Below are 24,924 nucleotides of genomic sequence, written 5' to 3' on the forward strand. Positions count from 1 at the left end.
TCGAACCCGTGGTCCAGTCGCAGTTGACGTAGACGGGGCCCGCCCGACGCAACATCCCCCCACAAAAGCATAAAGTTATCCCCCACTCTGCCGTTAGAGCAGAGGGGACTACGCGCCGCCGCACTAACGCGGCGCGGCTCGCGGAAGCCAAGCCCCGGATGCAAAAAAACAGTCGCATAAGACTGATACGAAAAAGAGAGAGGGCCGATGACTGGTGTCTACAATCCCTTACTGGTCTGCCTGTCGCTGGTGGTCGCATTCCTCGCGTCCTACACGGCGGTGGAGCTGTCCGGTGGCCTGAACGCGCTCGCGAGCGCGAAACGGCGGCCGCTATGGCTCGTCGGCGGCGCGGTGTCGATGGGCGTCGGCATCTGGTCGATGCATTTCATCGGCATGCTCGCGTTCTCGCTGCCGATTCCGATTGGCTACGATTTTTTCATTACCGCGGCGTCGCTGTTCCTCGCGATCAGCGTGTCGTTGATCGCGCTCGCCACCGCGAGCCGTGGCACGCTGTCGCACAGGGGCCTCTGCATCGCGGGGACGATCATGGGCTTCGGCGTGGCGGGGATGCACTTTACCGGCATGTACGCAATGCAGATGTCGCCGGGAATCGAATACACGATCTGGAAAGTCGCGCTTTCCGTGGGCGTGGCGATCGCCGCGTCGATAGCGGCGCTCTGGCTCGCCTTCACGCTGCGTGCATCGGACGCCGGGAACCTCGTCGTCAAGCGGCTAGGCGCGGCCTTCATCATGGCCATCGCGATTACCGGCATGCACTATTTCGGCATGAGCGCGGCCAATTTCGCCGCCGGCAGCCTGTGTCTCTCCGGTGAGAAGTTCGACGCGAACTGGCTGGCGCTCGTCGTCACGGCGACGTCGTTCACCGTGCTGGTCGGCACGCTCGCATTGTTCGGTTTCCATACGAGCAGCCTCTCACTTTCTCTGAAGCGCGCGAACCGGCAACTGCACTATCTCGGCACGCACGATGCGCTGACGAACCTCCCCAACCGTCAGCAACTCGCCTTGCGCATTGCGCAGGCGGTCGCCGAATGCGCGCGCAGAGAATCAAGGTTCGCCGTGCTCTTCATCGACCTCGACGGCTTCAAGTCGATCAACGATTCACTCGGCCACGGCGTCGGCGACGACTTGCTCCAGGTGTGCGCCGAGCGTCTGCGTCAGGACTTGCGCCATACCGACATGGTCGCGCGGCTCGGCGGAGATGAATTCGTGATCGTGGTGGAGAACGTGGCCGATGCGTCGTCCGCGGCGGCAGTCGCCAATGGCGTGCTGCGGCGGCTCGCCCAGGAGATCGTCGTCGACGGACTGCCGCTGCGCGTGAGCGCGAGCATCGGCATCGCGTTCTATCCTTGCGACGGCGGCAATGCCGACGAGCTGCTCCATAGCGCGGACGCCGCGATGTACGCTGCCAAGCAAAGCGGACGCAACACGTTCCGCGTGTTCGAGCCGCAGATGAACCACACCGCGCTCAAGTCGCTGATCCTGCAACGCGATCTGAATCGCGCGTTGAGCGACGGCGAGCTCAGCGTGTCGTTCCAGCCGAAGTTCAGCGTTGCCTCCCAATCGGTGACGGGCGTCGAGGCGCTGATCCGCTGGCGTCATCCGGAGCTCGGCGAAATTGCTCCGCTCGAATTCATCCCGCTCGCGGAACGCTCGGGTCTCATCGTCGAGATCGGCGACTGGGTGCTGCGTGAGGTCTGCCGCAACATCGCGCTGTGGGATGCGCAAGGGCTGCCTGCGATTGCCGTGGCGGTAAATCTTTCGCCGATCCAGTTCAACGTGCCGGACCTGGTGGCGCGTATCGACGCGCTACTCGACGTTGCCGGCGTCGATCCTTGTCGCGTGATGTTCGAGATCACGGAAACCACGGCGATGCAGAGCATCGAGAAAACGAGCCGGACGATCGAAGCGCTGCAAGCGCGCGGCTATACCGTGGCCATCGACGACTTCGGCACGGGATATTCGAGCCTCGGCTATCTACAGCGGTTCAGGTTCGACCAGATCAAGATCGACGGCTCGTTCATGCGCGACCTCGACTCCGCCGGTCACCGCGGCAGCGCTTTGCTGTCCGCCGTCGTGACGCTCGCGCGCGCCTTGCAGATCGAGGTCGTGGCGGAAGGCGTCGAGACGGAGTCGCAGTTCCGCACGCTCAGCGAACTTGCCTGCGATCAGATGCAGGGTTTCCTGTTGAGCCGGCCGTTGCCCGCCGCTGAGTTTCTCGCGTTCCTGCGCGGCGCCGCAGACCGGGTTGTCGCTCCCGGAAGCGCCTGCGCCGCGTCCGCGGGATGAAGGCGGATGCCGGTCCATTGTCGGAGACCGGGCCGGACGACCGATTCGCGGGGCCGCCAATCGCTGCGTTCCGCGAATACCGGTACACCCTGATTCCCGCCGGAACTACCCTCCAACGCCACCACCGGCGCGCCGGCCCTTCCCGCCACCCCAACATCCCCAACCCCATTGGCAACATGCCAAAGCGGGACTTTTTTCATGAATTGCGGTGGACGCGTTAATGTACCAGCGCCGCGAGGCCGGGTATCTGGCGTCCCAGATACTCGCCGCCATAGGCGCAAAACGTACTTCTACCCACCGCGTTAATTTTTTTCATGGATTCTTTATGCTTATTAAAAACGTAGCAGTCAGCTTGCCCTCCAGGATCGTTACGAACGAGGAAGTGATCGATATGATTCGATTCCATTCCAAAGAGTACGAGGGCGACATTGACAGGGGGATGCGCACCATCAAGACGTTGCTCGACAGAAGCGGACTGGTCAACCGGCGCTGGTGTGAAAGCCATGAGTCGCCTATCGATCATGTCGCGATGGCGACGCGCAAAGCGCTATCGGAAACGTATCTGAAGCCGGAACATATCGAGCTGTTTATTTATGTCGGCATTGGAAGAGGGTTCCTCGAACCCGGCAACAGCCACATGATGGCCAGCACGCTTGGCTTCGTCAATGCGGAATGTTTCGATGTGGTCGACGCCTGCATGAGCTGGACCCGAGCCATGGCGATTATCGACAGCCTTTTCAAGTCGGGCCAGTACAGAAACGCTATGATTGTGAATGCCGAGTTCAATATGCTTGCAGGCGGTCCACTCTATCCGGGGAATTTTGCGTTGAAGAACCAGGCTCAGATTGAATACACCTTGCCGTCGTTCACGATAGGCGAGGCGGCGACCGCTACCTTGCTCGTCGCAAAAGAGCCGGATAACTTCAGCTTCGCTTTCCGCGCGAAGCCGGAAGTGTCGGACCTGTGCACCATCCCGATTCCCGGCTACGAAGGGTATTGCCACCCGACCGAGCGGATCGGGAAAAACGGCGACATGCGTTTCACATCATTCGGCCATGAGCTTCACAAGAATTCGGACGAACTGTCCGCGGTATTGACTAAACTGCCTGTTCCGAAGAAAGACATCGACATCGTCTTCACCCACGCATCCTCCAAGGCGGCATGGCAGGGTTATGGCGCCAAGGTCGGAATCGACGACAAGATGTATCACATCTATCCGGAAACCGGAAACCTCGTGTCGGCTTCGATCCCGGCTGCGATTTCACTGGCAAAGGACGACGGGCAGTTGAAGAGAGGCGACCGGGTGCTGTGCTGGGTCGGCAGTGCCGGCATGTCATTCAACGTCAGCAGCTTCAAATTCTGAGGCTGGATAGATAAACATAAAGCACGACATGAGAGCCATTTCAGGGAGCATCCGTTACCTCAACCGAGTGGTTTACGACTCGGCCAAGGTGTCGGACTATAGCGTGTTGGCTGTTGGCGTAATCGGTACGATCGGACATCCGCTGTACTGGCTGTGGTGGACGTACATCGATCCTCAACCCAACGAAAGCCTGCAAATGCGCGCTTTCGGCACAGCCGCCTGTGCGCTGCTGCTTTTGCGCCGTTTCTGGCCCGCTTCGGCCGTGCGCTTCCTGCCGTGGTATTACTTCGTAACGGTAGCCTATACGCTACCGTTCTTTTTCACTTATTACCTGATTGCCGGTCACTATTCGATGCTCTGGTCAATGGCCGAGCTGGGCATGGTGTTTTTCCTGATCGCCATATTTCCGTCTTTCGTTGCATTAGCACTCAATCTGATTCTGGGTATTGGCCTTGCCGTCCTGTGTGCCAGGATCGTGATTCCGCAATCCCTCCACGTGGATGGGCAGCTATTTCTCTACACGTATCTGCCAGTTTTTACATTCGGCATTTTCGCCGGCCTTACGTTCAGTTACAGCAACCTGAAGGGCATCGTCGCGCAGGCAAAAAATGTCGCGTTTCGCGCGCTCGCCGGCTCAATCGCTCATGAAATGCGCAATCCTCTCAGCCAACTGAGGCACGTACTGGATCGCATGGAAGAGGCGCTGCCCGCGGTGACGGAGGCCAACCCGTCGCCGGCTTTGTCGCATGACAGGGCGGCGTTGCTCTATCGACATCTCGCCCACGGCCAATTGTCGATTGATCGGGGCCTGCGCATTATTGCCATGACGCTGGACGAAGTCAGTGCGAAACCCATCCGCTCGGATCACTTCACCTATCTGAGCGCGGCGGCCACCACGCGTAAAGCGCTGGACGAATACGGCTTCGGCGATCAGAAGGAGCGCGCCAAAGTCCGACTCGCGGTGCTGGAAGATTTCATCTTCAAGGTCGACGAAACCGTCTATCTGTTCACGCTATTCAATCTGATCAAGAACGCACTCCATCACATTGCCACGCATCCTTTGGCGACGCTTACGCTTACAGTCGACCGCCAAACGGTGCTGGTTCATGACACCGGCCCCGGCATTGCGCCCGACCTCCTGCCGCATCTGTTCGAGCCTTTCCGTACCGCGGGCAATTCGGCGGGTACGGGGCTCGGCCTTGCCTATTGCCAGCGCGCGATGCGCGCCTTCGGCGGCACGATTGCCTGCCGCTCGGAAGTCGGGAAATTTACTCAGTTCACGCTGCAATTCCCCGTCGTCTCCAGCAGAGAAGTTGGAGAGCATGAGCAGAAGATTTTCGAGCGTGCCACGCCGTTTTTCACCGGCAAACGCGTTCTCGTCGTGGACGACGATGCCACCCAGCGGGCGCGAAGCCGCCGTGCGTTGTCGAAGGTGGGTGCGGACGTGAGCGAAGCGGAAAACGGCGAGGTGGCGTTGAGCGCGCTTCGGCTGTCGGCGCCGTACGACCTCGTGCTGATGGACATCAATATGCCGGTCATGGACGGCTACACCACCGCCGAGAAGATCCGCGCCGATCATCAAGACCCGAACTGGAACGTGCTGATCGCCGCCTATACGGCGGAGCCGGCCAATGTGACGCGTGTGCTCGCCCGCCGCGCCGGCATGGACGACATGATCAGCAAATCCGCCAGCGCGGTGGAACTGATCACCGCGCTTCAGACGCTCTTCGAAAGCGGCAATCGGCATGTTCACAGCCATCCATTCGACGGGTTTGCCGGCAAAACGATTCTGGTGGCGGACGACGACACCTACAGCAGGCGGATTGCCAAGGGTTATCTGGAGCGATGCGGTGCACGCGTCGTCGAGGCCGAGCATGGGCCGGACGTGCTGGCGAGGTTGGAGGAGAAGGGCCCCATCGATGCCATCGTGATGGACATGAACATGCCGGGAATGGGCGGCGTGGAAACGACTGCTTCGATTCGCGCTCGTGCTGATTCATATGCCCAGGTCCCCGTCATTGCATTGACCGGGCAATCCGATATGAAAGCCGTGCAGGCCTGTCTCGCTGCGGGCATGAACGAGGTCATGATCAAGCCGGTGCAGATCGGCGCTCTCTATGCTTCCCTCGCAAGACAGTTTGCCCAGCAACGTGCGTCGCATGCGCCGATCAAAGCCGAGCCGGTACAAAGGCCCGCCGTGCAAGCGGGCAGGCCTGCGCCGATCAAGGAAGGCCCCCTGCTCGACGAGAAACACCTAGAAGAACTGGTGGCGCTCGATTTGCTGGACCAGACGTTTCTCAACGGCATCGAGCAGATTCGCTCGACCGTGGCGCAACTCGCCGCCAGCGTGGCGGCCCGCGATCTCGAATCGACGCACGGAGCCTTACACGTCCTTCTTGGCATCAGCGGCAATATCGGCGCGAAGGCGCTGCATCAGTTCGTGCGGCAGATCTATCCGCGCGTGGTGGAAGGCGAATGGCCCGCCGAGGCCGATTGGCTGGCGCGAATCTGCTCGTTGAGCGACGACTCGGCGCCTGCCTTACAGACCTATTTCGCTTTGGCCAAAGCGCGTGGCGATCATGGGGACGCGCTGAGCGATTGACGGGCGTCGGAGTGCCCTCGTGTTGCCCATTGAAGCGGCATTACCGCGAACACTTTCCGCGTCGCAAGACAGCGCTCGCAACCTGCGAGAGGTCATGCAATGGTTGAGCGCAGCCGCCGGCGCGCTCGAATAGTTCTCCCATGACCAAAGGCAGGAACTGATGAAGACCAACGTCGACAGCGTGTTCCTCGTCGGACAAGCGGTGGCGCGGCATATGATCGAGCGGCAACGCGGCAAGATCATCAACATCTGTTCGGTGCAAAGCGAGTTGGGCCGTCCCAACATTGCCGCTTACACCGCGAGCAAGGGTGCCGTGAAGATGCTGACGAAGGGCATGGCGATCGACTGGGGCCAGCACGGCATCCAGGTCAATGGTCTCGGGCCGGGCTACTTCAAGACCGAATTGACCGAGACGCTCGTCAAGGACGAGACCTTCAGCAAGTGGCTGATTGGACACACGCCGTCGCGGCGTTGGGGCGATGTGGAAGATCTCGTCGGTGCCGCGGTCTTCCTAACGAGCAACGCTTCGAACTTCGTCAATGGCAACATTCTCTACATGCATGGCGGCGTGACCACCACGCTGTAATCCGTCGATAAAGCGCCGCCGCGGGACTATCTCGCGGCCGGTCCCGTCGAGTGCCTGAGTTGGAAGAGGGCATGCACCTCGTGTCCGTGCTGCGGACGTTTGCCGTCGAGTGTGTCGAGCAGATATTGCGCGGCGAGCCGCCCGATTTCGTAGGTGTCGACGCGCATCGTGGTCAGCGCGGGGCGAATCTCCTGCGCCATCTCCAGATCGTCGAAGCCGGTGACGGACAATTCGCCGGGAATCGCGATGCCCAGTTCTTCCGCTTCGCGCAGCACGCCCAGCGCGATATGGTCGTTGCCGCAGATGATCGCGGTGGGACGCTCGCCCGGCGCCTGCCAGATCGTGCGCAGGCTGCGCCGCCCGAATCCCATGGTCGATTCGCCTTCGAACATATGCTCAGGCCGCACGGCGAGGCCGTGCCGTTCGAGCGTCGCGCGGATGCCCGCGACGCGTGCCTGCACGCGGTCGTTATCGCGCGTCGGCTGGATGCAGACCGCGAACGAGCGATGCCCGAGGCCGATCAGATGTTCGGTGATCTCCGCATAGGCCGCGTGATTGTCGAAGCCGATGCAGGTGTGCGGACTGTCCTTGCGATACGCATACGTGACGGCATACGGTACGCGGTAGAGCCGCAACGCATCGAACAGTTCGGGCGGATGAGCTTCGCCCACCACTGCCATCGCTTCCACGCCGCGCGCCAGCATCGCGCGCACCTGCGTGAGCGCCTGCGCGGGATCGTAGTTCGAACAGCCGAGCACCAGTGTGATGCCGCGTGCCGCGAACGCCGCCTGCATCCCGCTCACCTGTGAAGCGAACACGCGATCATCCAGTGTCGGAATGATGATGCCGGCAATGTGGCTGCGCGTGGAGGCGAGGGCGCGGCCCGCCGCATTCGGAAACCAGTTGAGTGTGAGCGCGGCATGCTCGACGCGCTCACGCACGTTCGCGGAGACCTTGTCCGGCTCGTTGTAGACCCGTGATACGGTCGCCGTCGAGACACCCGCGAGCTTGGCGACATCGGAAAGCACGCTGCGGCCCGTGCTGCGGCGAGCGCGGTTCGTCTGGGTGCGGGCGGCGGCCGGCGGGTCGAGGGAGTCAGGCATCAGGTTGGAAAGCGCAGAATGAATCGGGCAACGCCCGCCATCTTACCGCCGCCTGCGCGCGCGGGAAGCGTGAGCGCGCGTGACAGTTTCAGCGGACGTTCCTGTGATCCGGAAATCCTCCCGGCAAACGCTAGCGAACGGAGCGGCTTGCGCCGAGTGCCGCGATACGGCCACGAAAATGCTCAGTGCCGGCGACGATCTTGTCGAGCACCGCGTCGAGCGCCCAGAAGCGTTCACGCACGTCGTAGTCGATCACGCGGCAGCGAATCGAACTGAATGTGCCGATCCGTTGATGGTAAATCTTCGCGAGCGCCGGATAGCCGAGCGATTCGGAGACGGCGGCGAGCACGAGGAACGTGGCGAGTTCCTCTGCGAGAGCCGGGTCTTGCGCCGCATCGTTGCGCAGCCAGTTGTACAGATCCGGGTGGAAGTTCGTGAACACGCCGTTGAAGCCGGCGGAACCCGCCTTCATCGCGTCCCACGCAATGGCCGCGTTGGCGTTGAGGATTTTCAGCGGCGAACCGTCGGCGAGCGCGACGCGCCGTTTGACCGTGGCGAGATCGCAGCTTACGTCCTTCAGCATGATGAAGCGGCCGGTGTCGATACACAGCTTCAATTCGTCGTCGGAGAGAAGGCGGCGGTAGGGCGCGGGGCATTCGTACAAACCGAGCGGAATGTCGGACGGCAGGCGCGCGAGGAGTCGTTTGAGATTCGCCGCGAACGTCTCCGTGCCCTGCTGCTTCGGGTCGAGCCGGTTCGTCACCAGCACGATGCCTTGCGCGCCCGTGGCCGCGGCCACGTTGAGTTCTTCGGCCTGCGCCTCGGGGTCGTCGCTGATATGGCCGGAGACGACGACCGGAATGCGGCCCGCCACCTTGTCGACGACGAAGCGTCCCAGCGCGCCACGCTCGGCGAGCGTCAGGAACTGCATTTCACTCGACTGCGCGACGGCAAAGAGCGCGTCCGATCCATGCGCGATATACCACTCGATCAGGCGTTCGAGTCCGGCGTAGTCGATTGCGCCGGCCTCGTCGAACGGCGTCAGCATTACGGGGACGATGCCTTCGATCGACGTGGCGGCTTGTTTGGAAGTGGTCATGCTCGTGATCTCCCGGAGAGGGTTCGTTGAGTCGGGGCGGCGCGCGCGTTCACGCTGGCGCTCGCACGGGTTCGGTTGGCGCGGACGGGTCTTCGATCGGCTTGCGCACCAGCAGGAGGTAGCTCATCGCGCCAATGAACGCGATGCCGGCGGCCGTCAGCAGCGCCGGGACGAACGACCAGCTCTGCGCGATGTAGCCCGTCAGGATCGGGGCGAGGGCGCCGCCCAGAAAACCGCCGAAGTTCTGGATAGCGCCGAGCGAGCCCACGCGGTTCGGCGGCGCGGCGGCGGTAGCGAGCGCCCATGAACTGGCGGAAGCGGCATTCGCCAGAAAGATCACCACCGAGATGCACACGATCGCGATCGTGTTGCTCTCGACGAGCGCCGCGGGAATCGTGAAGGCGACCATGCCGAGCATCGCGATCACCACCGCATTGCGGCGGCTCGCGACCGGGCTCGTGCTGCGGCTCGTGATGAGATCGGAAAACCAGCCGGCCGTCAGCGAGCCCAGGAAACCGCAGAAGAACGGAATCGATGCCGCGACGCCCGTATGCATCAGGCTCATGTGGCGTTCCATCGTCAGATAGCCGGGCAGCCACGTGAGGTACACCCAGTTCAAATAGACCGAGCCGAAGAAGCCGATCAGCATGCCCCACGTCGTGCCGTGCGAAAACAGCGAGCGCCATTCGGCGAAGGTGACCGTGGGCGCCGGCTTGCGGTCGGCTTCGTCGCCTTCGAGATAGTGCCGCTCGGCTTCGGTCATGGTGGCCTTGACGGGGTCGCGGTACACCGCGAGCCACACCAGCGCCACGACGAGGCCGACCACGCCCGTCACGATGAATGCCCAGCGCCAGTGAAACTGCACGACGAGAACCGACAGGCAGAGTGGCGCGAGCGCCGTGCCGAGTGGCGACGCCGAGTTGAAAATGCCGGTCGGCTTGCCGCGCGCGCGCAGCGGAAACCAGTTGCTGACCACACGGGCCGCCGACGGAAACTGCGGCGCCTCGCCGATGCCCAGCACGATCCGCGCGAGGATGAACCAGCCGAAGGTCGAGACGAATCCGCCCGCCGCCTGCGCGAGCGACCAGACGATCAGGCCGATGCCCAGCAACTTGCGCGGTCCGATCCGGTCGACGAGGCCGCCTACCGGCAACTGGAAGAGCGCGTAGCTCCACGAGAACGCGGACAGCAGCAGCCCCATCTGTCCGAGCGACAGCCCGAGGTCATGACGGATCAGCGGATTGGCGACGGCGAGCGTGCCGCGGTCCAGATAGTTGACGATGCCGCTCACCATCAGCAGCGTGAGCGCCACGATCTGGGCGCGGCGGATTCTCGGTGGCGCCTGCTCGAGGCCCGGTGTTGCACTCATGATCGTTGTCTCCGTTTCATGTCTTCGGTTGCTGTGAGCAAGCCGCGCCGATGCGATGCCGGGCGGCTGGAAATTGCGTATCCACCTCGGCAAAGGCGTCGTTCAGTGGTACATGTTAGCGCTTACATTTTGAGATGCTTTTGAGCTGTTCATCGGATTTTCTTGGCAATCTCGCTTCAGTAATCTTAATGATAGCGCTTACATTTTGAGCTTCATTTCGAGGAGATTGCAAGCGCTAACGCTGTTTTGGAGGGTAAACCCCAGCCACTTGCGGACGAATGCCATGTCGTCGAAGGCGCAAACGCGGCTAGCCGCCACTTCGCCTGGAGCCAGGCCGAATATGTCGCGGAAGCTGGGCGGCGAGATCTCGGTGGTCAGCGCGACGGGCAGCGGCACATCGATCGCCGTGCGCATTCCGATCGACCACGCTTCGTAGCAGCCGAGAACCCGGTTGAATCGTCAAGACGATTTTCGCAAGCGGGCGACAATCGCGTTGATCTGCATGTCGAAGTGTTCGAACCATGAGCGCGCCACTTCCAACTGCGCGGCGACTTCCTGAAAGTGGGCCTCGTGCACTTCGACAGCGCGCCCGGCAGCGGCAATCGCCTCAGGGGTGGTCTGCGAGCGAAACGCGTGCGCCGCAAGCGACTCGATCTCGCCACGGTTACTCTGACTCTGATCCATGAGTTCAGTGAGCAGCGCCTTCAACATCTGCAATTGACTCTGCCAGTCACTCTCCGCCCGATATAGCGCCTCGATCAGAGGTCCGGCATCATCCGCCAAAGAGACGTTTGCCGCGGCGGACGTGCCCTGCCGCAGGTGACCCAGCACCGCGAGACAACCCTCCGCGCGGCGGGCCAATTCCTTCGCTTTGTCATGCGCTTCGGCCATGCGCGTCGTGAGCGCCGTGGCGCGATCGCAAAGCCGCGCCTGTAGGACGAACGTTTGCGGCTTCATCGGTTAGTGTCCATGTGCAGGCGTTCGTGGGTCGCGATGAATGATCTCGAGCCTGACGATGTGGACGAATTTGCTCACTTCTTTTCCTTAGGGCCGCTTGCGTTTGAAATGGAGTTGCGTCGCGGGACTGGCGCCGCCTTTCCATGTATACGGCGACGCCGCAGACGGCTTGATGTCAGGATTTCCTGATTTTGGCCCAGGCATTTCCCTTTCAACCGCGTGGCGCGCCGAGGACTGCGTCAGCTTATCCAGTACTCGTCTGGAATCCTGCGGTCCGGTTCGGAGAGGAAGGGATTGTCGAGCGTGAAGGTCAGCCGCGACGCGATCTTGGCGCGCGACAGCGCGTCCTGAACGTAGTGATGGGAGTTGAACAATCTCATGTAGCTGCCATTGCGATACGCAGTGATGAACCCGTCTTCGATCGTCTCCGCCAGTGCTTCGTGGCCCGAGGCGACATAGAAAATGAAATCCGATCGATACTTCAGCAGGAGCCTGTTCTCGACTACGAGATCCGGCTCCTGATGCTGGCGTCCATCGATCTCAGTAAATGCTTCAACTAAGCCGCGTGGAAAATAGTCGATCCGGCCGCCTTGGGTCATCTCGAACAGCGTGTCATAGGTCGAGGTCTGGATGTTCAGGCCGGCTGCTCTCAGGACCTCCGTGTCGATCCACCCAATTCCTTGCCCACCAATGAATGCCTTCAGATCGGAGAAGCGTTCGACCTTGTCGAAATCGGCTTGGCGATCCTTTCGGATGACGAACACCCGGTGCCCGATCAGTCCACGATGTATCGGAATCCGCACTACATTCCTGCCGCGTTCCGCTCGCGCCTCCATGCTCGTCCAGTGCAGATTGATCATATTGTTGGTGCCGGCCAGTTCCGCCAGCGCGCGACCCCGCTCCATTTCGATGTCGGCTGAGCGCAATGTATACGATGCGTTGGCCGTTTTCATGGCCAGATCGAGAACCGCGAGTGCAAACGCGGCGTGCACGTCGCGGGCAGGCCGAATGCGGGGATAGACGATGTCGAAGTGAACGGGAGGGTCGGCAGGTGCGGCACGCGCGCGAAGCGTGACGCTCGCCGCGCTCAGCGCTGCCAGTACAAAGCGCCTGCGATGCATGAATGGATATTTTCTCGAAACAGGAGTGGCGCGCTCGACCGGGCGCTTGTCCGCGCAGATTGTCGCCTGATCGGTTTTTCATCGTGCCACGTCCGGACCGTGCTGACAAATCGTGTAATCCCTTTGTCAGGAAGTCAGCCATGCTGTGTTCACACCGGCTGAAATGCGCGATGCGCAGGCGTTAAGGATTTCCTGACGGCATATTCAGCAAATCGGAAGTGCATTTTTCCGGGCTTCCTGACTGTGTGACTCCGTAGGCCTCCCTAGGATGTTTTATCGAAATCGTCTATATCAGCGGACCCGTTATGAACGGTCATTCAGAAAGCCGCGAAGTCGCGGTTGAATTCCTCAACACCACATGCGAGCGCCTGTTCGACATCTGGTGTGAAAGCAGAAGCGTCATACCGCTCAGCTATCTGTTGCACTGCTGGCCGTTACCGGATTGGGGATACGCGTCCGTGAAGCGACTATCGGACGGAATGCGCGAACTGCGGATGTCGAACCCCGACGCCCTCGGCGGCCGCGTCCGGCCGATCCTCGGCGAGCTGACGTCATGCATCGATGAGATTCTGTTGTATCCGCGGATCTGCCTGCCGCGGGCGATCACCGATTCGCCGTCCGTCGAACCGATCATGTACGTCATGTAGATTCTCGTCAGATTAATCAGGGCGCGTTTCACCCGGAATGAGCGCCGGCGCAGGCCAGGAAATGAGAGTGACTGGCTGGCCGGTGCAGGCAAACATTAAATCGCCACCCTGCCGACGCGGCGGCCGATTGGTCTGGGCCGCGCAGCGGCAACGAGTGCAGAATAGACGAAACAAGAACCGTAGCACTCGCGGGGATGTATGAAGCACAACCTGTTCGATGCATGGTGGAGTTTGATCGGCGGCTTCAAGAGTAGCCTTGTGTCGCGGCTTCTCGTGACGGTGCTGCTCGTCAGCTGCGTAGTCACTGTGTTGTTGACCGGGTTACAGCTTTACCGCGACTACTACCGCGGCGTAGAGCAGATTGAAAATCGCCTTGTGGACATTGATCGCAGCAGTCGCGACAGTCTCGCGGAAGCGCTCTGGCGCCTCGACGGCGCCCAACTGCAACTGGAGTTGAACGGCATTCTGCGTCTCGCGGACATTCGCGCCGTGGAAATCCGCGAGGCGGGGAAAGACGGTCAATCGGCCTACCTGAGCGCGGGTCAGCGCTCAGCCGGTCCCGTGATTGCCCGCGAGTTTCCGCTCCTCTATAACGTGCAGGGCAAGGACCGCGAGATCGGCAAGCTGTACGTCGAGGCGACGCTGCTCGACCTTTACCATGAGCTGATGCGAACCGCTGCGATGATTCTCGTCACTCAGGCCGCCAACACTTTTCTCGTTTCGCTGTTCATCGTCTACATCTTGTCCCGTCTTGTGATGCGGCACGTCGCGGCCATCGCGCGCACGGTGGAGGATTACGATTTTCGTGAACCGCCCCAGCCGTTCAGTCTTCAGCGACGCAAACGGCGCGATCCGGATGAACTGGACCGCGTGGCGGCCGCATTCAATGCAATGGGCGCGCGGCTGTACTGCGCGTATCGCGACGAGCAGGACACGGCGGCTGAACGCGAAGCACGCAATCTGGCGGAAGCGGCTAACCGGGCCAAAGGCGAATTCCTGGCGAATATGAGTCATGAACTGCGGACGCCGCTGAACGGCATTCTCGGCTACGCCCAGATCCTCGAACGCGATGCCACGCTGAGTGAGCGGCAGCGCGAACGCGTGGCGGCCATGCGCAACAGTGGCGAACATCTGCTGACGTTGATCGAAGACACGCTCGATTTCGCGAGGATCGAAGCGGGCAAGCTGCGCGTCGAAATCGGTGACGTGCCGCTGGCAGGGTTTGTCGATGTCATTCGCGACATCATCGATGTGAAAGCGGAGCAGAAGCGCCTCGACTTCATCTGCGAAATCGCGGGGGATGCGCCCGTCGGCGTGCGTGCCGATGAGCGACGGTTACGGCAGGTCATGCTCAACCTGCTTGCCAACGCCGTGAAGTTTACCGATTCGGGTTGCGTCAGCTTGCATATCTCGAGGTCCGAGTCGAACCGCGTCCGTTTCGAAGTGCGCGACACGGGCATCGGCATTGGTCACGATCAGTTGAATACGATCTTCGAGCCGTTCGAGCAACTGGGCGCGGCCGAGCGGCGAGCAGGCGGCGCCGGCCTTGGTCTGGCCATCAGCCGCGAGTTCGTGCGCGCGATGGGTGGCGAGATCGAGGTGGAAAGCGAAATCGGACGAGGGAGTACTTTCCGGTTTGAACTGCCGGCGGCGAGCGTGACGCCGGTGTTGCGCAAGGCGACGGGACCTGCGCTGCTCCCGTTCACGGTGACGGGTTATGAGGGGCCGCGCAGGAAGGTGTTGGTCGTCGATGACGTCGAGGTCAATCGCGCGATCGTTGTGGATCTGCTAGGCCGTCTTGGCTTCGATACCGTCGAGGCGGAAAACGGTCGCGACGGGCTCGAGAAGGCGCAACGCGAGCGACCTGCGCTGATTCTCACGGACATCGTGATGCCCGAAATGGACGGCTTCGAACTGACACGCAACCTGCGCCAATTGCACGCGTTCGCCGATGTTCCGATCGTTGCCATGTCCGCCAGCCCATCCGGAGTCAACAAGGCGATGAGCATTGAAGCGGGGGTGAACGCATTCCTGTCCAAACCGGTCGACCTCGAAGCGCTGCTTGCACAGATCGTGACTCTGCTCGGGCTGAAATGGACCCATGCATCGCCGGCGCCGTCGGTTCGCACCGCTACACCCGAAATCAGTCTCGCGGCCGTGCCTCGTCAACAGATGGAAGAACTGCATCATCTTGCCCGCCTCGGCGATATGCATGAAATCATCGCGTGGGCCGAGAGCGTGGCGGCGCGCGATTCGCGTTATCGCTCGTTCACGGCGCAACTCTGCGCGCTCGCTCGCGACTATCAGTCGAAAGCCATACTCCATCTCGTCGAGCGGCATCTGAATGTCGAGCCCAAGTCATGAACGAGCCCAACGTGGAGGCCGGCGAACGGCCGACGATCCTCATTGCGGACGACACGCCGGCGAATTTCGGCGTGGTCGTGGAGAGTTTGACGGACCGCGGCTTTCGGGTACTCGTTGCGCTCGACGGCGAAGAGGCACTCGAACGTGCGCTGTTTTCCCAGCCCGATCTGATCCTGCTCGATGTGAAGATGCCAGGCATCGACGGCTTCGAGACCTGCCGGCGACTCAAGGCGGACGCGCGCACGCGCGACATCGCGGTGATTTTCATGACGTCGTTGACGGGCGCGGAAGACATGGTCGAGGGTTTCTCGGCTGGCGGCGTCGACTACGTGGCGAAGCCCGTCCGCGTCAATGAAATGATGGCACGCATCGAGACCCATCTCGCCTTGCGCGTGATGCACCGGCAGCTTGTCGTACAGAACCGCCAGCTCCTGAACGAGGTGGCGGTGCGCCATCAGGCCGAGGCCGAATTGTCGCGCGCACGCGATGCACTGGAGCAGCAGGTCGAGCAGCGTACGCGACAACTCGCGGAGTCGAATGCGAGGCTTTCCGCTCAGGTCGACGAGCGCCGCCGGGCGGAAGCGAAATTGCAGGCGAGCGAAGCGCGTTTTCGCACGATTGTCGAAACCAGCCCGATTCCGCTGTGCATCACGTCGATGCCCGAAGGCATGATCCTGTACGCGAATGAACCGCTGCGAGAACTGTTCGGTATCGATACGGGCATCGGCACGCTGACCAACATCGTCGATTTCTATGTGGATCCCGGCGACCGTGACCGGCTCGTGTCGCATCTGCGCACGGAGGGCAGTTTCAACAATAGCGAAGTCCAGATGCGGCGCATGAACGGCTCGGCGTTCTGGGCCATGGCGACCGCGCGCGTGGCGACGTTCGGCGACGCGCCGGCGATCTACGTGGGTCTGAGCGATATTACGTCGCGCAAGCGTATCGAGCAGGAGTTGTTCGAATCGCGCAATCAATTGCGCGAGTTGTCCGCCTATATGGAAGCGATTCGCGAGGAAGAGCGCAAGCGCATCGCCATGGAGATTCACGATGAACTCGGCCAATTGCTGACTGCCCTGAAGATGGACGTCTCGCTGCTGAAAATGCGCCTCGGCAAGGATCCGGACGCCATGCGCAAAGCCGAGGACATGCGGGAACTCGTCGAAAAGACGATCTGGATGGTCCGCAATGTGGCGAACCATTTGCGGCCGGTGGCGCTGAACTTCGGGGTCGTGTCGGCGCTGGAGTGGCTCGTGGAGGACTTCATGCGACGCCACGGCATTCCTTGCCAATTGCATATCAACGGCGGCGAACCGGTGCTGCCGGAGGCTTGTGCCACAGCCGTATTTCGTATCGTTCAGGCTTCGCTGACCAATGTCGGGCGCCACGCGCACGCGACGCGGGCCGACGTGACGCTGACCAGCACGGCGGCGGCGCTCGAACTCCACGTGAGTGACGACGGCTGCGGTTTTGATCCCAACATGGCGCGCACGGGTTACTCCTACGGACTGCTCGGCATGCAGGAGCGCGCCCGCCTGATCGGCGGCGCGATGACTATCGACAGTGCGCAGAGCATGGGCACCGCCATCTCCATTCACATTCCGCTTACAGGCGGGGCAGAAAATGATCGACGTCCTGATTGCTGATGACCACGCCGTGGTGCGTGGCGGTCTGAAACAGATTATCGCGACGACCACGGATATCGTCGTCGCCGCCGAGGCCGCGCAGGGTTCGGAAGTGCTCGATCGGCTGCGCGCGAGGCGGTTCGATCTCGTGCTGCTGGACATGACGATGCCCGGCATCAGCGGAGTCGATCTGATCCGGCGCGTACGTGCCGAGCAGCCGCCTTTGCCGATTCTCGTGCTCAGCATCCACAACGAGGCGCAGGTCGTGTCGCGCGCGTTGCGCGCCGGCGCGACGGGTTATGTGACGAAAGACAGCGATCCCGACGTGCTGCTCGCGGCGATCCGTAAACTGGCGGCAGGCGGGCGGTTCATCGACCCGAAACTGGTCGACGCGATGGTCTTCGAAACGCATTCCGGCGACGCGCCACCGCACGAGGTGTTGTCCGACCGTGAATTTCAGGTATTGCGGATGCTGGCCGCCGGTCAAAGCATCAACGAGATTGCCGAGTCGTGTTCGCTCAGTGCCAAGACCATCAGCACCCATAAGATGCGTCTCATGCAAAAACTCGGCCTGAACAACAACGCCGAGTTGATCCGGTATGCGATCAGACACGGTCTGGTAACCGAGTGACGGAGCCGTTAGGGAAATCCTGAGGCTCGAAGCAGCGTTTCCCGAATCAACAATCCGGCGCTGCTGACTGAAGAATCCCCGCCGTTGTCCCACGATTGTCAAATGGGAACCTGAGGTGCGGGGGCAGATGTGGATGCGACGAAAGGCTCACTACGCGGACTGCGCGAGAAATTATTGGCAACGGCAGGCACGCTGCCGGTCCGTGTGCTCACGCTGCATGGTTCGCAGGACGGTCTGACTTGCCGGGTTTGCGTCGAAATCAGGCGTCCCGATGGTCCGATCCTGCTGTTCTTCTTCCGGCACGACGACGGTACCTGGCACGTCTTCCCGCCGGCAAAGAACCTGTGCAGAATGAGCTTCGAGCCGCTCGTCGGGTGACCTGAACGAGGCCGGACAAAGGAGATCATCGATGAATGCAGACAACCTGAGGACACTGTCGGGGCACGAAACGAAATTGCGCGCGTGGTTGAGCGAATGGTACGACCATGCGTTTGCGACTGGCTTCATCAGGCCGCCTTTCATACTCGACGATGCGACCGCTTTGAGGCTGGAAGGCTATTTCGATGTGGGTCTGACGCCGGCGGAGGGCGTCAACGCGATCTTCGGCGTGGTGCATTGACTCGTCAGACGCGCCGGGGCATCCGCCGCGTCGACGCGTTGCTCACCGGGACCGGGCTTTTTGTTGCGGGACGCCGCAGTCCAGTCCGGCGGCGTCGCTGTCCTCACTGCTTTCCTCGTCGATCCAGCGCCGCGCCCATTCGAGCGCGTATTGCTGTGCCGTCTCGCAGTTCTTGAAGCTCGGACCGATCAGCCCGGAACGCGCGATTCGCCTTTCGTCACGCACGATCTCGGCCCATCCTCGGAAGCGGGTGTTTGCCAGCCGGTCGGCGGCAATGTAGATGACGTAGCCGCGCGGGTCCGATTCGGTTTGGCCTTTCGACGCGAGGCCCATCCACGGTGAGGCAGTTCGATGAATCGAATGTAAGGGTGTCACCGGCGCGCGGGATTCGACGCGCTCGGGTACGGCATGCGCGGAATTGTCGGGATTGGGGAGTTGCCGCGCGATATCCCTGAATGTGTCCGACGTTTCGGATGACTGCCATGTCTCGCGCGATGTCTGCCACGACGCCTGATCTCGCCAGAACACCCGGCGAAAACCTGCGTCCCGAGTCTGACGGTCGATGCCGCGCGTCAGGGCGTCGCGGCGTTCCAGTGTCAGTTGCGGACCGCACCGAAACTTGCGTCCGGTGCTTGAAAGAATCCGGTACATCTCCGCGAGAGCGCCGCTCGAACGCCACGCTTCGAAGCGGTGCCGGCACGTCGGCGCCGAAGGATAGTGGCTCGGCAACATCGACCAGGAATCGCCGGTTGTCAGTACCCACAGCACGGCATTCGCCACGACACGAACCGCCGCGGGGGGGGGGCGCCCCCGGCGGGGGGCCCAACGGCCGATCCACGGGCGGGGCCCCACCCCCCCCGCCCCGCCCCGGCCGCGGGGGGCCCCGGCGCCCCCGCGACGGGTGCATCGCGCGCAGCAAAACACGCGGCGCCTTAAAAGAGCCGCCACTCAAGGTTCGTCACACCTCTTCCGCGAATGCGGCCATCACGAGCCACATGTCGCGCTCGCCGTCGTGTACCTCGGCAGCGAGCGCATACGGATCGCCGGGCGAACAGACGCGCTCGAGCGCTTCATGCGCGACCTCGCCGTTGTCGAACACATGGGCCGACAACGGCCGCACTTCCTGTTTTCCTTCGAACATCTGCTGATTCCTTCGATACACGAGGGTCTGCGACTTCCAGTTGCGAAAGCATTCCCTGACGTGCGCGAAATCGCCGCCGCAAATGTTCATTTGATAGTGGATCGTTTGCGTCATGATCGTATCTCCCGCGATGCACTGGGCATGCGCCTCTGCTTCCTGGTGTTCTTGAACAAGAGAGTCGAACCGCACGCTTCTGTCGCATCGATACAGGCGGAGCAGTGTCTCCGTAGTTGCCGATATTGCCCTCTGCTCCGATACTACCCGTTCTTAGGCGTTGACTTTTCCCCGCCCATTGGGATTCCGAAAGAACCGGCGCTGGGCTCGCGCCGATTGCACCTCACTGGTCAGAAAGCTGCCCGACCTTTCGTCTTGGCCCCGCCGCTCAATAGAGCGCTCTCACTGGCCTTTCGTATCGCTGCTCGCATCCGCACCCGGCATATTGGTGGAATCGGTCTTCGCCTTCTTGGCTTTCGTCTTCGACATGTGATGGGATTTCGAGCCGGTGGAACTCATCGCGCCCGATGCGGCTTGTCCATCCGTGGTCGGCGCTGCGGTCGCCGCGCCGTGCGCGTTGCCCGAGCCGCCGGAGCCACCATTGCCGCCGTTACCGTTGCCACCGCCCGCTTGCGCGAACGCCGCCCCCGACATGGCGAAAAGTGCCGATACCAGCAGTGCTTTTGAATATTTCATTGAAGTCTCCGAGGATAGATGGACCAGATAGACAGCGTTCGTACGTGATTGATCGCGCTGCTGCCTAAACAGTCAGCAAGGGCTATGCCTCATAGCGGCGCCGTACCGGTATCCTGGTGGCAGGCCATGTTGCCGCCAACCCGTGAACGCACTTTCTCAGTTCTCCTCGTCTTTCTATCCCGACGAAATATTTTCAAACGCGTCAGCACGCTTTACGCGTTCAGCGTGACGCTCCACACGCGCTCTTTGCAAACGCAGACGAGCTCCAGCAAGGATCACCACCACTGCGCCGCTGCACCCCCTCCGGAATTGGAAGGAACGCCGGTTGCTCAGCCTTGCACACACTTACCTGTAGAGGAGGCTCATCATGCTGAACCAGACACAGACACAAGCCGGCATGCGGCAAGACCAAGGCGCCCGAATCGTCGGCAAGGGAAGCGCGACCGCGGACGGCCCCGGCCCGGACGTGATGGCCGCGGCCACGCTCGACGGCAACAAGGTGCTCAGCAGCGACGGCGAGGACATCGGCAAGATCAAGGACATCATGCTCGACGTCGGCTCGGGCCGCGTTGCGTATGCCGTGCTCTCGAGCGGCGGCTTTCTCGGCATCGGCGACAAGCTGCTCGCCATCCCCTGGCATGCATTGACGCTCGATACCGGGCGCAAGTGTTTCGTGCTGAACATGACCGCTGAGCGCGTGAAGAACGCACCGGGCTTCGACAAGGACCACTGGCCATCCATGGCGGACCAGACGTGGGCCACGTCCGTGCATCAGTACTACGGCAGCGAACCCTATTGGGGTCGCGACTCGTATGCGCGTCGCGACGACCACGGTGTCGGCGACGTTCCGCCCGCGTCGTCGGACGCGCCGGAGGCTGGCGGGCTGAAGTTGTAACGCAGGCTCGCGGTGGACGCGCGCGAGCGCAACCGGTCACCCGCGTCCGCGCCGATGCGCCGGCATGCCGCCTCGCGGCAGCCGGCGCGTTTCAGTTTGAGCGCACAATAAGCTCGATCAGCGCGCACGACCCGTTGAGGAGGCGCCATCATGGCCACGCGGAAATCCACCAGCAAGTCCAAACGCCCAGTCGCGCGCGGCAAGTCGGGCCGGCCGCCACGCCAGCGGCACGCCCAGGCACACGCGGCGCATCGCGCAAAAAGCCCGAAGAAATGGTCGCATCACGTGATGGAAACCAGTGACGCGATGGATATCCAGCACGATATTTTCAAAACCGGCAGCGCGGAGTCGATTGCGCAATCGCTCAAGCAGTCGTCCACCAAAAGCCGCCGCCGCAAAGGCACACCGTTCCAGTCGGCGATGTCGATGCTGAACTTCTATATCAATCGCGCCGGCAGGAACCTGCCGAAAACGCGCCGCGACACCTTGCAGCAAGCCAAGCGCAAACTGCGCGAAGCATTCGGACGCGCGCCTTGAAATGACGCGTCAGCGACTGACGCGTCCCGGCGCACCTTTCTTCAACCGGCCACGCATACGGTACGCGCATGCGGGCCCTCACCGGATGCTCATGCACGAAACTTTGTGGTTTCTCATCGTTGGCGCCGTGCTCGTTTTTATGGGCCTGGCGGCAACGGCGCTGCGGCGGCTACCCATCAGCGCCGCCATGTTTTATCTCGCGATCGGCTACTTCCTGGGGCCGCCCGGTATCGGCCTGTTGCGCCTCGATATGATCGCCGACGCGCATCTGCTGCGTACCATCACCGAAGTCGCGCTGCTCGTCTCGCTGTTTGCCATCGGCCTGCGGCTGCGGCTCGGCATGCTCGAAAAACTCTGGACCGTGCCGCTGCGTCTCGGCTTCCTTGCGATGCTCGCGACCATTCCGCTGCTGATGCTGTTCGGCGTGTACGTCCTGCATCTCGGCTGGGGGCCGGCCTTGCTGCTGGCGGCGATTCTCGCGCCGACCGATCCGGTGCTTGCGCACGACGTGCAAGTGCACAACCCCGGCGACCACGACCTGCTGCGCTTCGCGCTGTCCGGCGAAGGCGGACTGAACGACGGCATCGCGCTGCCCTTCGCGATGCTCGGCCTGGCGTTATGCGCGGCGCCCGCCGCCGAAGCGGGCGACCTGTTGAACCTGGAACTCGCGGGCAGCATCGTGTGGGGCGTGGCGGGCGCGATCGCGATAGGCGGCGTGCTCGGCTGGGCCACGACGCACGCGGTGGCGTGGCTGCGCACGCGCCACGCGCAGGCGCTCGGGCTCGAGGGTTTCTTCGCGCTCGGTTTGATCGAACTGTCGTTCGGCACCGCGCAACTCGCGCATACCTACGGTTTTCTGGCCGTGTTCGCGGCCGGTGTCGCGATGCGCCGTGTCGAACATCGCGCGAGCGGCGGCCAGTCGCCTCGCGAAACCATCGGCACCGTCGATTCCGAAGACGTCGAAGCGACCGCGGCGAATCCTAGCAAAGCGCACGCGTATATGACGGAGTCGGTGCTCGGCTTCACGATCGAACTCGAACGCATCGCGGAGGTCGCCGTCATGGCGATGGTCGGCAACGTGCTCGCCACGATGCACACGCCGCTCTTCACCTGGCAGACCATCGCGCTGACCGCCGCGCTGTTCGTGCTCGTGCGGCCGATATCGGTGGAGTTGTCGCTGGTGGGATCGAGCGCGACGCCGACGCAACGGCGTTTGATGAGCTGGTTCGGGATACGCGGCATCGGTTCGTTTTACTACCTGGCGTACGCGCTCGAGAACGGCGCCGCTGCCGACGTGGCTCCGCTCGTGCCGCTCACGCTGGCTGTGATCGCGGCGTCGGTGGTGATTCACGGCGTCTCGGCTACACCGTTGATGAACTGGTATCGCCGGCTGCGCAGTCATGAAGGTTAGTCACGATCGCTCAAACACGTGAATGCCGAAGCATGTAGTCGCAGGCCTGATGGCGGCCTTCGTTCGACTCAACGTGTTCTTCACGGCGATCACGTTGCCGCTCGATCCCGCGTTCTATCGCCACGGCTTGGCCCGTTCGCTGCCGCCGACCGTGCCGGCGCGCCGGTCTCTGCTCGACCGTCAATTGGAGTCGCTAGAATACGGGACCTTCATGCTGCAATAAACCTTCTCACCTTCGATGACCCCACCCGACGATTCCCGACGCACGGCACGGGCGAGCGCCACCAACTCGCTGTTTGCCTTTCTCAAGTCGTTGCCGCTCGGCGAACGCCTGATCGAAGGTGGCTTCATGGCCGTGCAGGCGGTCGCCGGCGCGAGTCTCGCCGTCGCCATCGGCCGCTTGCTGCATACCGAGCAGACCTTCTGGGCCGCCATCACGGCCATCGCGGTCAGCCAGCATAGCTATGTCGACACCCGCAACCTGTCGCGCGATCAATTCATCGGCGCGATGGTCGGCGGCTTGTGCGGACTCGTGGGCGCCACGTTCGGCGAGGGCTATTTCGCGGCCTATGCCGCCACGGTGGGTGTCGCGATCGCCCTGTGCTGGGTCCTGAACGTCGGCAGCGCGGCGCGTCTGGGCGGCATTACGGCGACGATCATGCTGTTGGTGCCGGGCATGGGTCCCGCGTGGGACAAAGCCCTCATGCGTCTCGGCGAAGTGACGCTCGGCACGATCTGCGCATTGCTGGTGGCCTTCCTGATGTCGTGGATCGAACGGCGCTGGTTCGGCAAACCGGGCAAGCCGGGCAAACCGTAGCTAGTTCTCCGCCCCATCGTTCTCTTGCGGCCGACGCCGGTAGCGTCCCGGCGGCATGCCGATGCTTTGCTGAAACGCCTTGCCGAAGGCGGCCTCCGATTGATAGCCGACCGCCTCGCCGATCTCGGCCGCGCTGCGCTGCGTGCGGCGCAGCAGATCGCACGCGATGGTCATACGGATCTGCGTGAGAAAGTCCATCACCGTCATGCCCGCGCGCTCGTTGAAATGGCGTGCGTAAGTCGCGCGCGACATGGCGGCGAGTTCGCCGAGTTCGGCGATGGTCCACGCCCGTTCGGGAGCGCTCAGCATGCCTTGCACGGAAGCGCCGAGGCGCGCGTCGGCCAGCAGCGCGAGCACGCCCGAAGCCGATGCGTTCTGCTCGCCGTGCACGCGTAGCGCCATGGCGAGCAGCGCGTTGCTCAACGCGGTGACGATCGCGAGGGCGCCCGCCTGCCGTCCTTCGGCCTCGCTGCGCATCAGCGCAATCACCGTTTGCAACGAGTCCAGCGTTTCCGTCCCGCCGAGCGAGACATGGAACGGATCGGGCAACGCGTTCAGCAGCAAGGCCGACGAACCGGGCGAGTAGACAAAGCGGCCACACAGAAGATCAAGGTCGGCGGGGACGTGGGCGCCGTCGTGGTCATCGTGGCCGTCGTTGCGCCGCAAAGGCAGCATGCCGTCATGGCCTTGCGTCACCGGCGCAGTGGCGGCCGAGCGTTGCACATCGCGCACACGATGCGCCGCGCCGCGTGGAAATAGCATGAAGTCGCCCGCGTGCAATGCACGCTGCGCGCCGTCAGCGGTTTCGACGACGCATGCGCCGTCCAGCACCAGGTGGAACGGCGCAATGCCCGCTTCCTCCCGGCCATGATCGATATCGAAAGCGCCCGAGAGCAGGCAACGCAGATCGAGGCTGGCTTGGGGGCGGGCGAGGTCGATCAGTCGGCTGAGCGTATCCATGAGACGATCGCGCTAAAAGTTGAGCGAATCGAGTATTCAGGATATCGCGGCGCAGCGCAATACTTGTCTCACGACGCCGG

The 24,924-nt window shown here is 62.3% G+C and carries 24 protein-coding genes and 2 pseudogenes; 15 read left to right on the forward strand and 11 right to left on the reverse strand.

Going from position 1 to position 24,924, the window contains the following annotated elements:
• The first annotated feature begins 207 nt into the window (after window positions 1-207).
• The 4 genes and pseudogenes from P0D73_RS29625 to P0D73_RS29640 form a co-directional block, all read left to right on the forward strand.
• Window positions 208-2,307, forward strand: a complete 2,100-nt coding sequence (locus P0D73_RS29625; RefSeq protein WP_408182041.1) for a putative bifunctional diguanylate cyclase/phosphodiesterase — start codon at window positions 208-210, stop codon at window positions 2,305-2,307.
• Between the two features lie 220 nt (window positions 2,308-2,527).
• Window positions 2,528-3,670, forward strand: a complete 1,143-nt coding sequence (locus P0D73_RS29630) for a 3-oxoacyl-[acyl-carrier-protein] synthase III C-terminal domain-containing protein (protein ID WP_243658503.1) — start codon at window positions 2,528-2,530, stop codon at window positions 3,668-3,670.
• Window positions 3,671-3,698: 28 nt separating this feature from the next.
• On the forward strand, window positions 3,699-6,272 hold the full coding sequence (locus P0D73_RS29635; protein ID WP_408434075.1) for an ATP-binding response regulator: 2,574 nt from the start codon (window positions 3,699-3,701) through the stop codon (window positions 6,270-6,272).
• Between the two features lie 145 nt (window positions 6,273-6,417).
• Window positions 6,418-6,858: pseudogene (locus P0D73_RS29640) on the forward strand (SDR family oxidoreductase); the annotation flags it as partial.
• A gap of 26 nt (window positions 6,859-6,884) precedes the next feature.
• Here P0D73_RS29640 and P0D73_RS29645 read toward each other — a convergent pair.
• The 6 genes from P0D73_RS29645 to P0D73_RS29670 form a co-directional block, all read right to left on the reverse strand.
• The gene (locus tag P0D73_RS29645; protein ID WP_408182045.1) at window positions 6,885-7,961 is read right to left on the reverse strand and encodes a LacI family DNA-binding transcriptional regulator; all 1,077 of its coding nucleotides are present in this window, start codon (window positions 7,959-7,961) and stop codon (window positions 6,885-6,887) included.
• A gap of 130 nt (window positions 7,962-8,091) precedes the next feature.
• Window positions 8,092-9,060 carry a dihydrodipicolinate synthase family protein gene (locus tag P0D73_RS29650; RefSeq protein WP_408182047.1) on the reverse strand — a complete coding sequence of 323 codons (969 nt, stop codon included), beginning with the start codon at window positions 9,058-9,060 and terminating at the stop codon, window positions 8,092-8,094.
• A 49-nt stretch (window positions 9,061-9,109) separates the two neighbouring features.
• Window positions 9,110-10,429 (reverse strand): MFS transporter, encoded by a 1,320-nt coding sequence (locus P0D73_RS29655; RefSeq protein WP_132381549.1) that lies wholly within the window; start codon window positions 10,427-10,429, stop codon window positions 9,110-9,112.
• Window positions 10,430-10,627: 198 nt separating this feature from the next.
• The gene (locus P0D73_RS29660; RefSeq protein WP_408182049.1) at window positions 10,628-10,843 is read right to left on the reverse strand and encodes a hypothetical protein; all 216 of its coding nucleotides are present in this window, start codon (window positions 10,841-10,843) and stop codon (window positions 10,628-10,630) included.
• Between the two features lie 45 nt (window positions 10,844-10,888).
• On the reverse strand, window positions 10,889-11,386 hold the full coding sequence (locus tag P0D73_RS29665) for a hypothetical protein (RefSeq protein WP_408182051.1): 498 nt from the start codon (window positions 11,384-11,386) through the stop codon (window positions 10,889-10,891).
• A 239-nt stretch (window positions 11,387-11,625) separates the two neighbouring features.
• Entirely contained in the window at window positions 11,626-12,339 is a 714-nt protein-coding gene (locus P0D73_RS29670; RefSeq protein ID WP_408182053.1) for a transporter substrate-binding domain-containing protein, read from the reverse strand.
• A gap of 473 nt (window positions 12,340-12,812) precedes the next feature.
• On the opposite strand from P0D73_RS29670, the gene P0D73_RS29675 reads away from it, so the two are divergent.
• From P0D73_RS29675 to P0D73_RS29700, 6 genes are all read left to right on the forward strand, one after another.
• A complete protein-coding gene (locus tag P0D73_RS29675; RefSeq protein ID WP_132381553.1) occupies window positions 12,813-13,154 on the forward strand; it encodes a hypothetical protein in 342 nt (113 codons plus the stop codon).
• A gap of 198 nt (window positions 13,155-13,352) precedes the next feature.
• Window positions 13,353-15,518 carry an ATP-binding protein gene (locus tag P0D73_RS29680; RefSeq protein ID WP_408182054.1) on the forward strand — a complete coding sequence of 722 codons (2,166 nt, stop codon included), beginning with the start codon at window positions 13,353-13,355 and terminating at the stop codon, window positions 15,516-15,518.
• Window positions 15,515-17,164 (forward strand): response regulator, encoded by a 1,650-nt coding sequence (locus tag P0D73_RS29685; RefSeq protein ID WP_408182056.1) that lies wholly within the window; start codon window positions 15,515-15,517, stop codon window positions 17,162-17,164. The genes P0D73_RS29680 and P0D73_RS29685 overlap by 4 nt, the downstream gene beginning before the upstream one ends.
• Window positions 17,142-17,774: a response regulator gene (locus P0D73_RS29690; RefSeq protein WP_132381558.1), complete on the forward strand. Its 633-nt coding sequence runs from the start codon at window positions 17,142-17,144 to the stop codon at window positions 17,772-17,774. The genes P0D73_RS29685 and P0D73_RS29690 overlap by 23 nt, the downstream gene beginning before the upstream one ends.
• 129 nt (window positions 17,775-17,903) lie before the next feature.
• Complete coding sequence (locus tag P0D73_RS29695) at window positions 17,904-18,152, forward strand: hypothetical protein (RefSeq protein ID WP_132381559.1); 249 nt, start codon at window positions 17,904-17,906, stop codon at window positions 18,150-18,152.
• Window positions 18,153-18,183: 31 nt separating this feature from the next.
• Window positions 18,184-18,393: a hypothetical protein gene (locus tag P0D73_RS29700; RefSeq protein ID WP_132381561.1), complete on the forward strand. Its 210-nt coding sequence runs from the start codon at window positions 18,184-18,186 to the stop codon at window positions 18,391-18,393.
• A 42-nt stretch (window positions 18,394-18,435) separates the two neighbouring features.
• On the opposite strand, the gene P0D73_RS29705 is transcribed toward P0D73_RS29700, so the two are convergent.
• From P0D73_RS29705 to P0D73_RS29720, 4 genes and pseudogenes are all read right to left on the reverse strand, one after another.
• Window positions 18,436-19,044, reverse strand: coding sequence for a DUF6566 family protein (locus P0D73_RS29705; protein ID WP_408182062.1), 609 nt, complete (start codon window positions 19,042-19,044; stop codon window positions 18,436-18,438).
• A gap of 9 nt (window positions 19,045-19,053) precedes the next feature.
• Window positions 19,054-19,341 (reverse strand): annotated as a pseudogene (locus P0D73_RS29710) (transposase); the annotation flags it as partial.
• 10 nt (window positions 19,342-19,351) lie between these two features.
• Window positions 19,352-19,648, reverse strand: coding sequence for a hypothetical protein (locus P0D73_RS29715; RefSeq protein ID WP_132377403.1), 297 nt, complete (start codon window positions 19,646-19,648; stop codon window positions 19,352-19,354).
• Window positions 19,649-19,930: 282 nt separating this feature from the next.
• The gene (locus P0D73_RS29720; RefSeq protein ID WP_408179994.1) at window positions 19,931-20,224 is read right to left on the reverse strand and encodes a hypothetical protein; all 294 of its coding nucleotides are present in this window, start codon (window positions 20,222-20,224) and stop codon (window positions 19,931-19,933) included.
• A gap of 367 nt (window positions 20,225-20,591) precedes the next feature.
• Here P0D73_RS29720 and P0D73_RS29725 point away from each other — a divergent pair, with 367 nt between their 5' ends.
• The 5 genes from P0D73_RS29725 to P0D73_RS29745 all read left to right on the forward strand — a co-directional run bounded on the left by P0D73_RS29725 (window position 20,592) and on the right by P0D73_RS29745 (window position 23,884).
• A complete protein-coding gene (locus P0D73_RS29725) occupies window positions 20,592-21,119 on the forward strand; it encodes a PRC-barrel domain-containing protein (protein WP_408179993.1) in 528 nt (175 codons plus the stop codon).
• 150 nt (window positions 21,120-21,269) lie between these two features.
• A complete protein-coding gene (locus tag P0D73_RS29730) occupies window positions 21,270-21,656 on the forward strand; it encodes a DUF3175 domain-containing protein (RefSeq protein ID WP_132377406.1) in 387 nt (128 codons plus the stop codon).
• Between the two features lie 91 nt (window positions 21,657-21,747).
• A complete protein-coding gene (locus tag P0D73_RS29735; RefSeq protein WP_408179992.1) occupies window positions 21,748-23,067 on the forward strand; it encodes a cation:proton antiporter in 1,320 nt (439 codons plus the stop codon).
• Window positions 23,068-23,089: 22 nt separating this feature from the next.
• Complete coding sequence (locus tag P0D73_RS29740) at window positions 23,090-23,290, forward strand: hypothetical protein (RefSeq protein ID WP_408434082.1); 201 nt, start codon at window positions 23,090-23,092, stop codon at window positions 23,288-23,290.
• Between the two features lie 15 nt (window positions 23,291-23,305).
• Window positions 23,306-23,884, forward strand: a complete 579-nt coding sequence (locus P0D73_RS29745; RefSeq protein WP_408434084.1) for an FUSC family protein — start codon at window positions 23,306-23,308, stop codon at window positions 23,882-23,884.
• Here the strand turns inward: P0D73_RS29745 and P0D73_RS29750 are convergent, their stop codons facing one another.
• The gene (locus P0D73_RS29750) at window positions 23,885-24,844 is read right to left on the reverse strand and encodes a cupin domain-containing protein (protein WP_408434087.1); all 960 of its coding nucleotides are present in this window, start codon (window positions 24,842-24,844) and stop codon (window positions 23,885-23,887) included.
• Window positions 24,845-24,924 lie beyond the last annotated feature (80 nt).

The sequence above is a fragment of the Paraburkholderia sp. RL18-101-BIB-B genome (genome assembly GCF_046026985.1).
GTDB lineage: Bacteria > Pseudomonadota > Gammaproteobacteria > Burkholderiales > Burkholderiaceae > Paraburkholderia.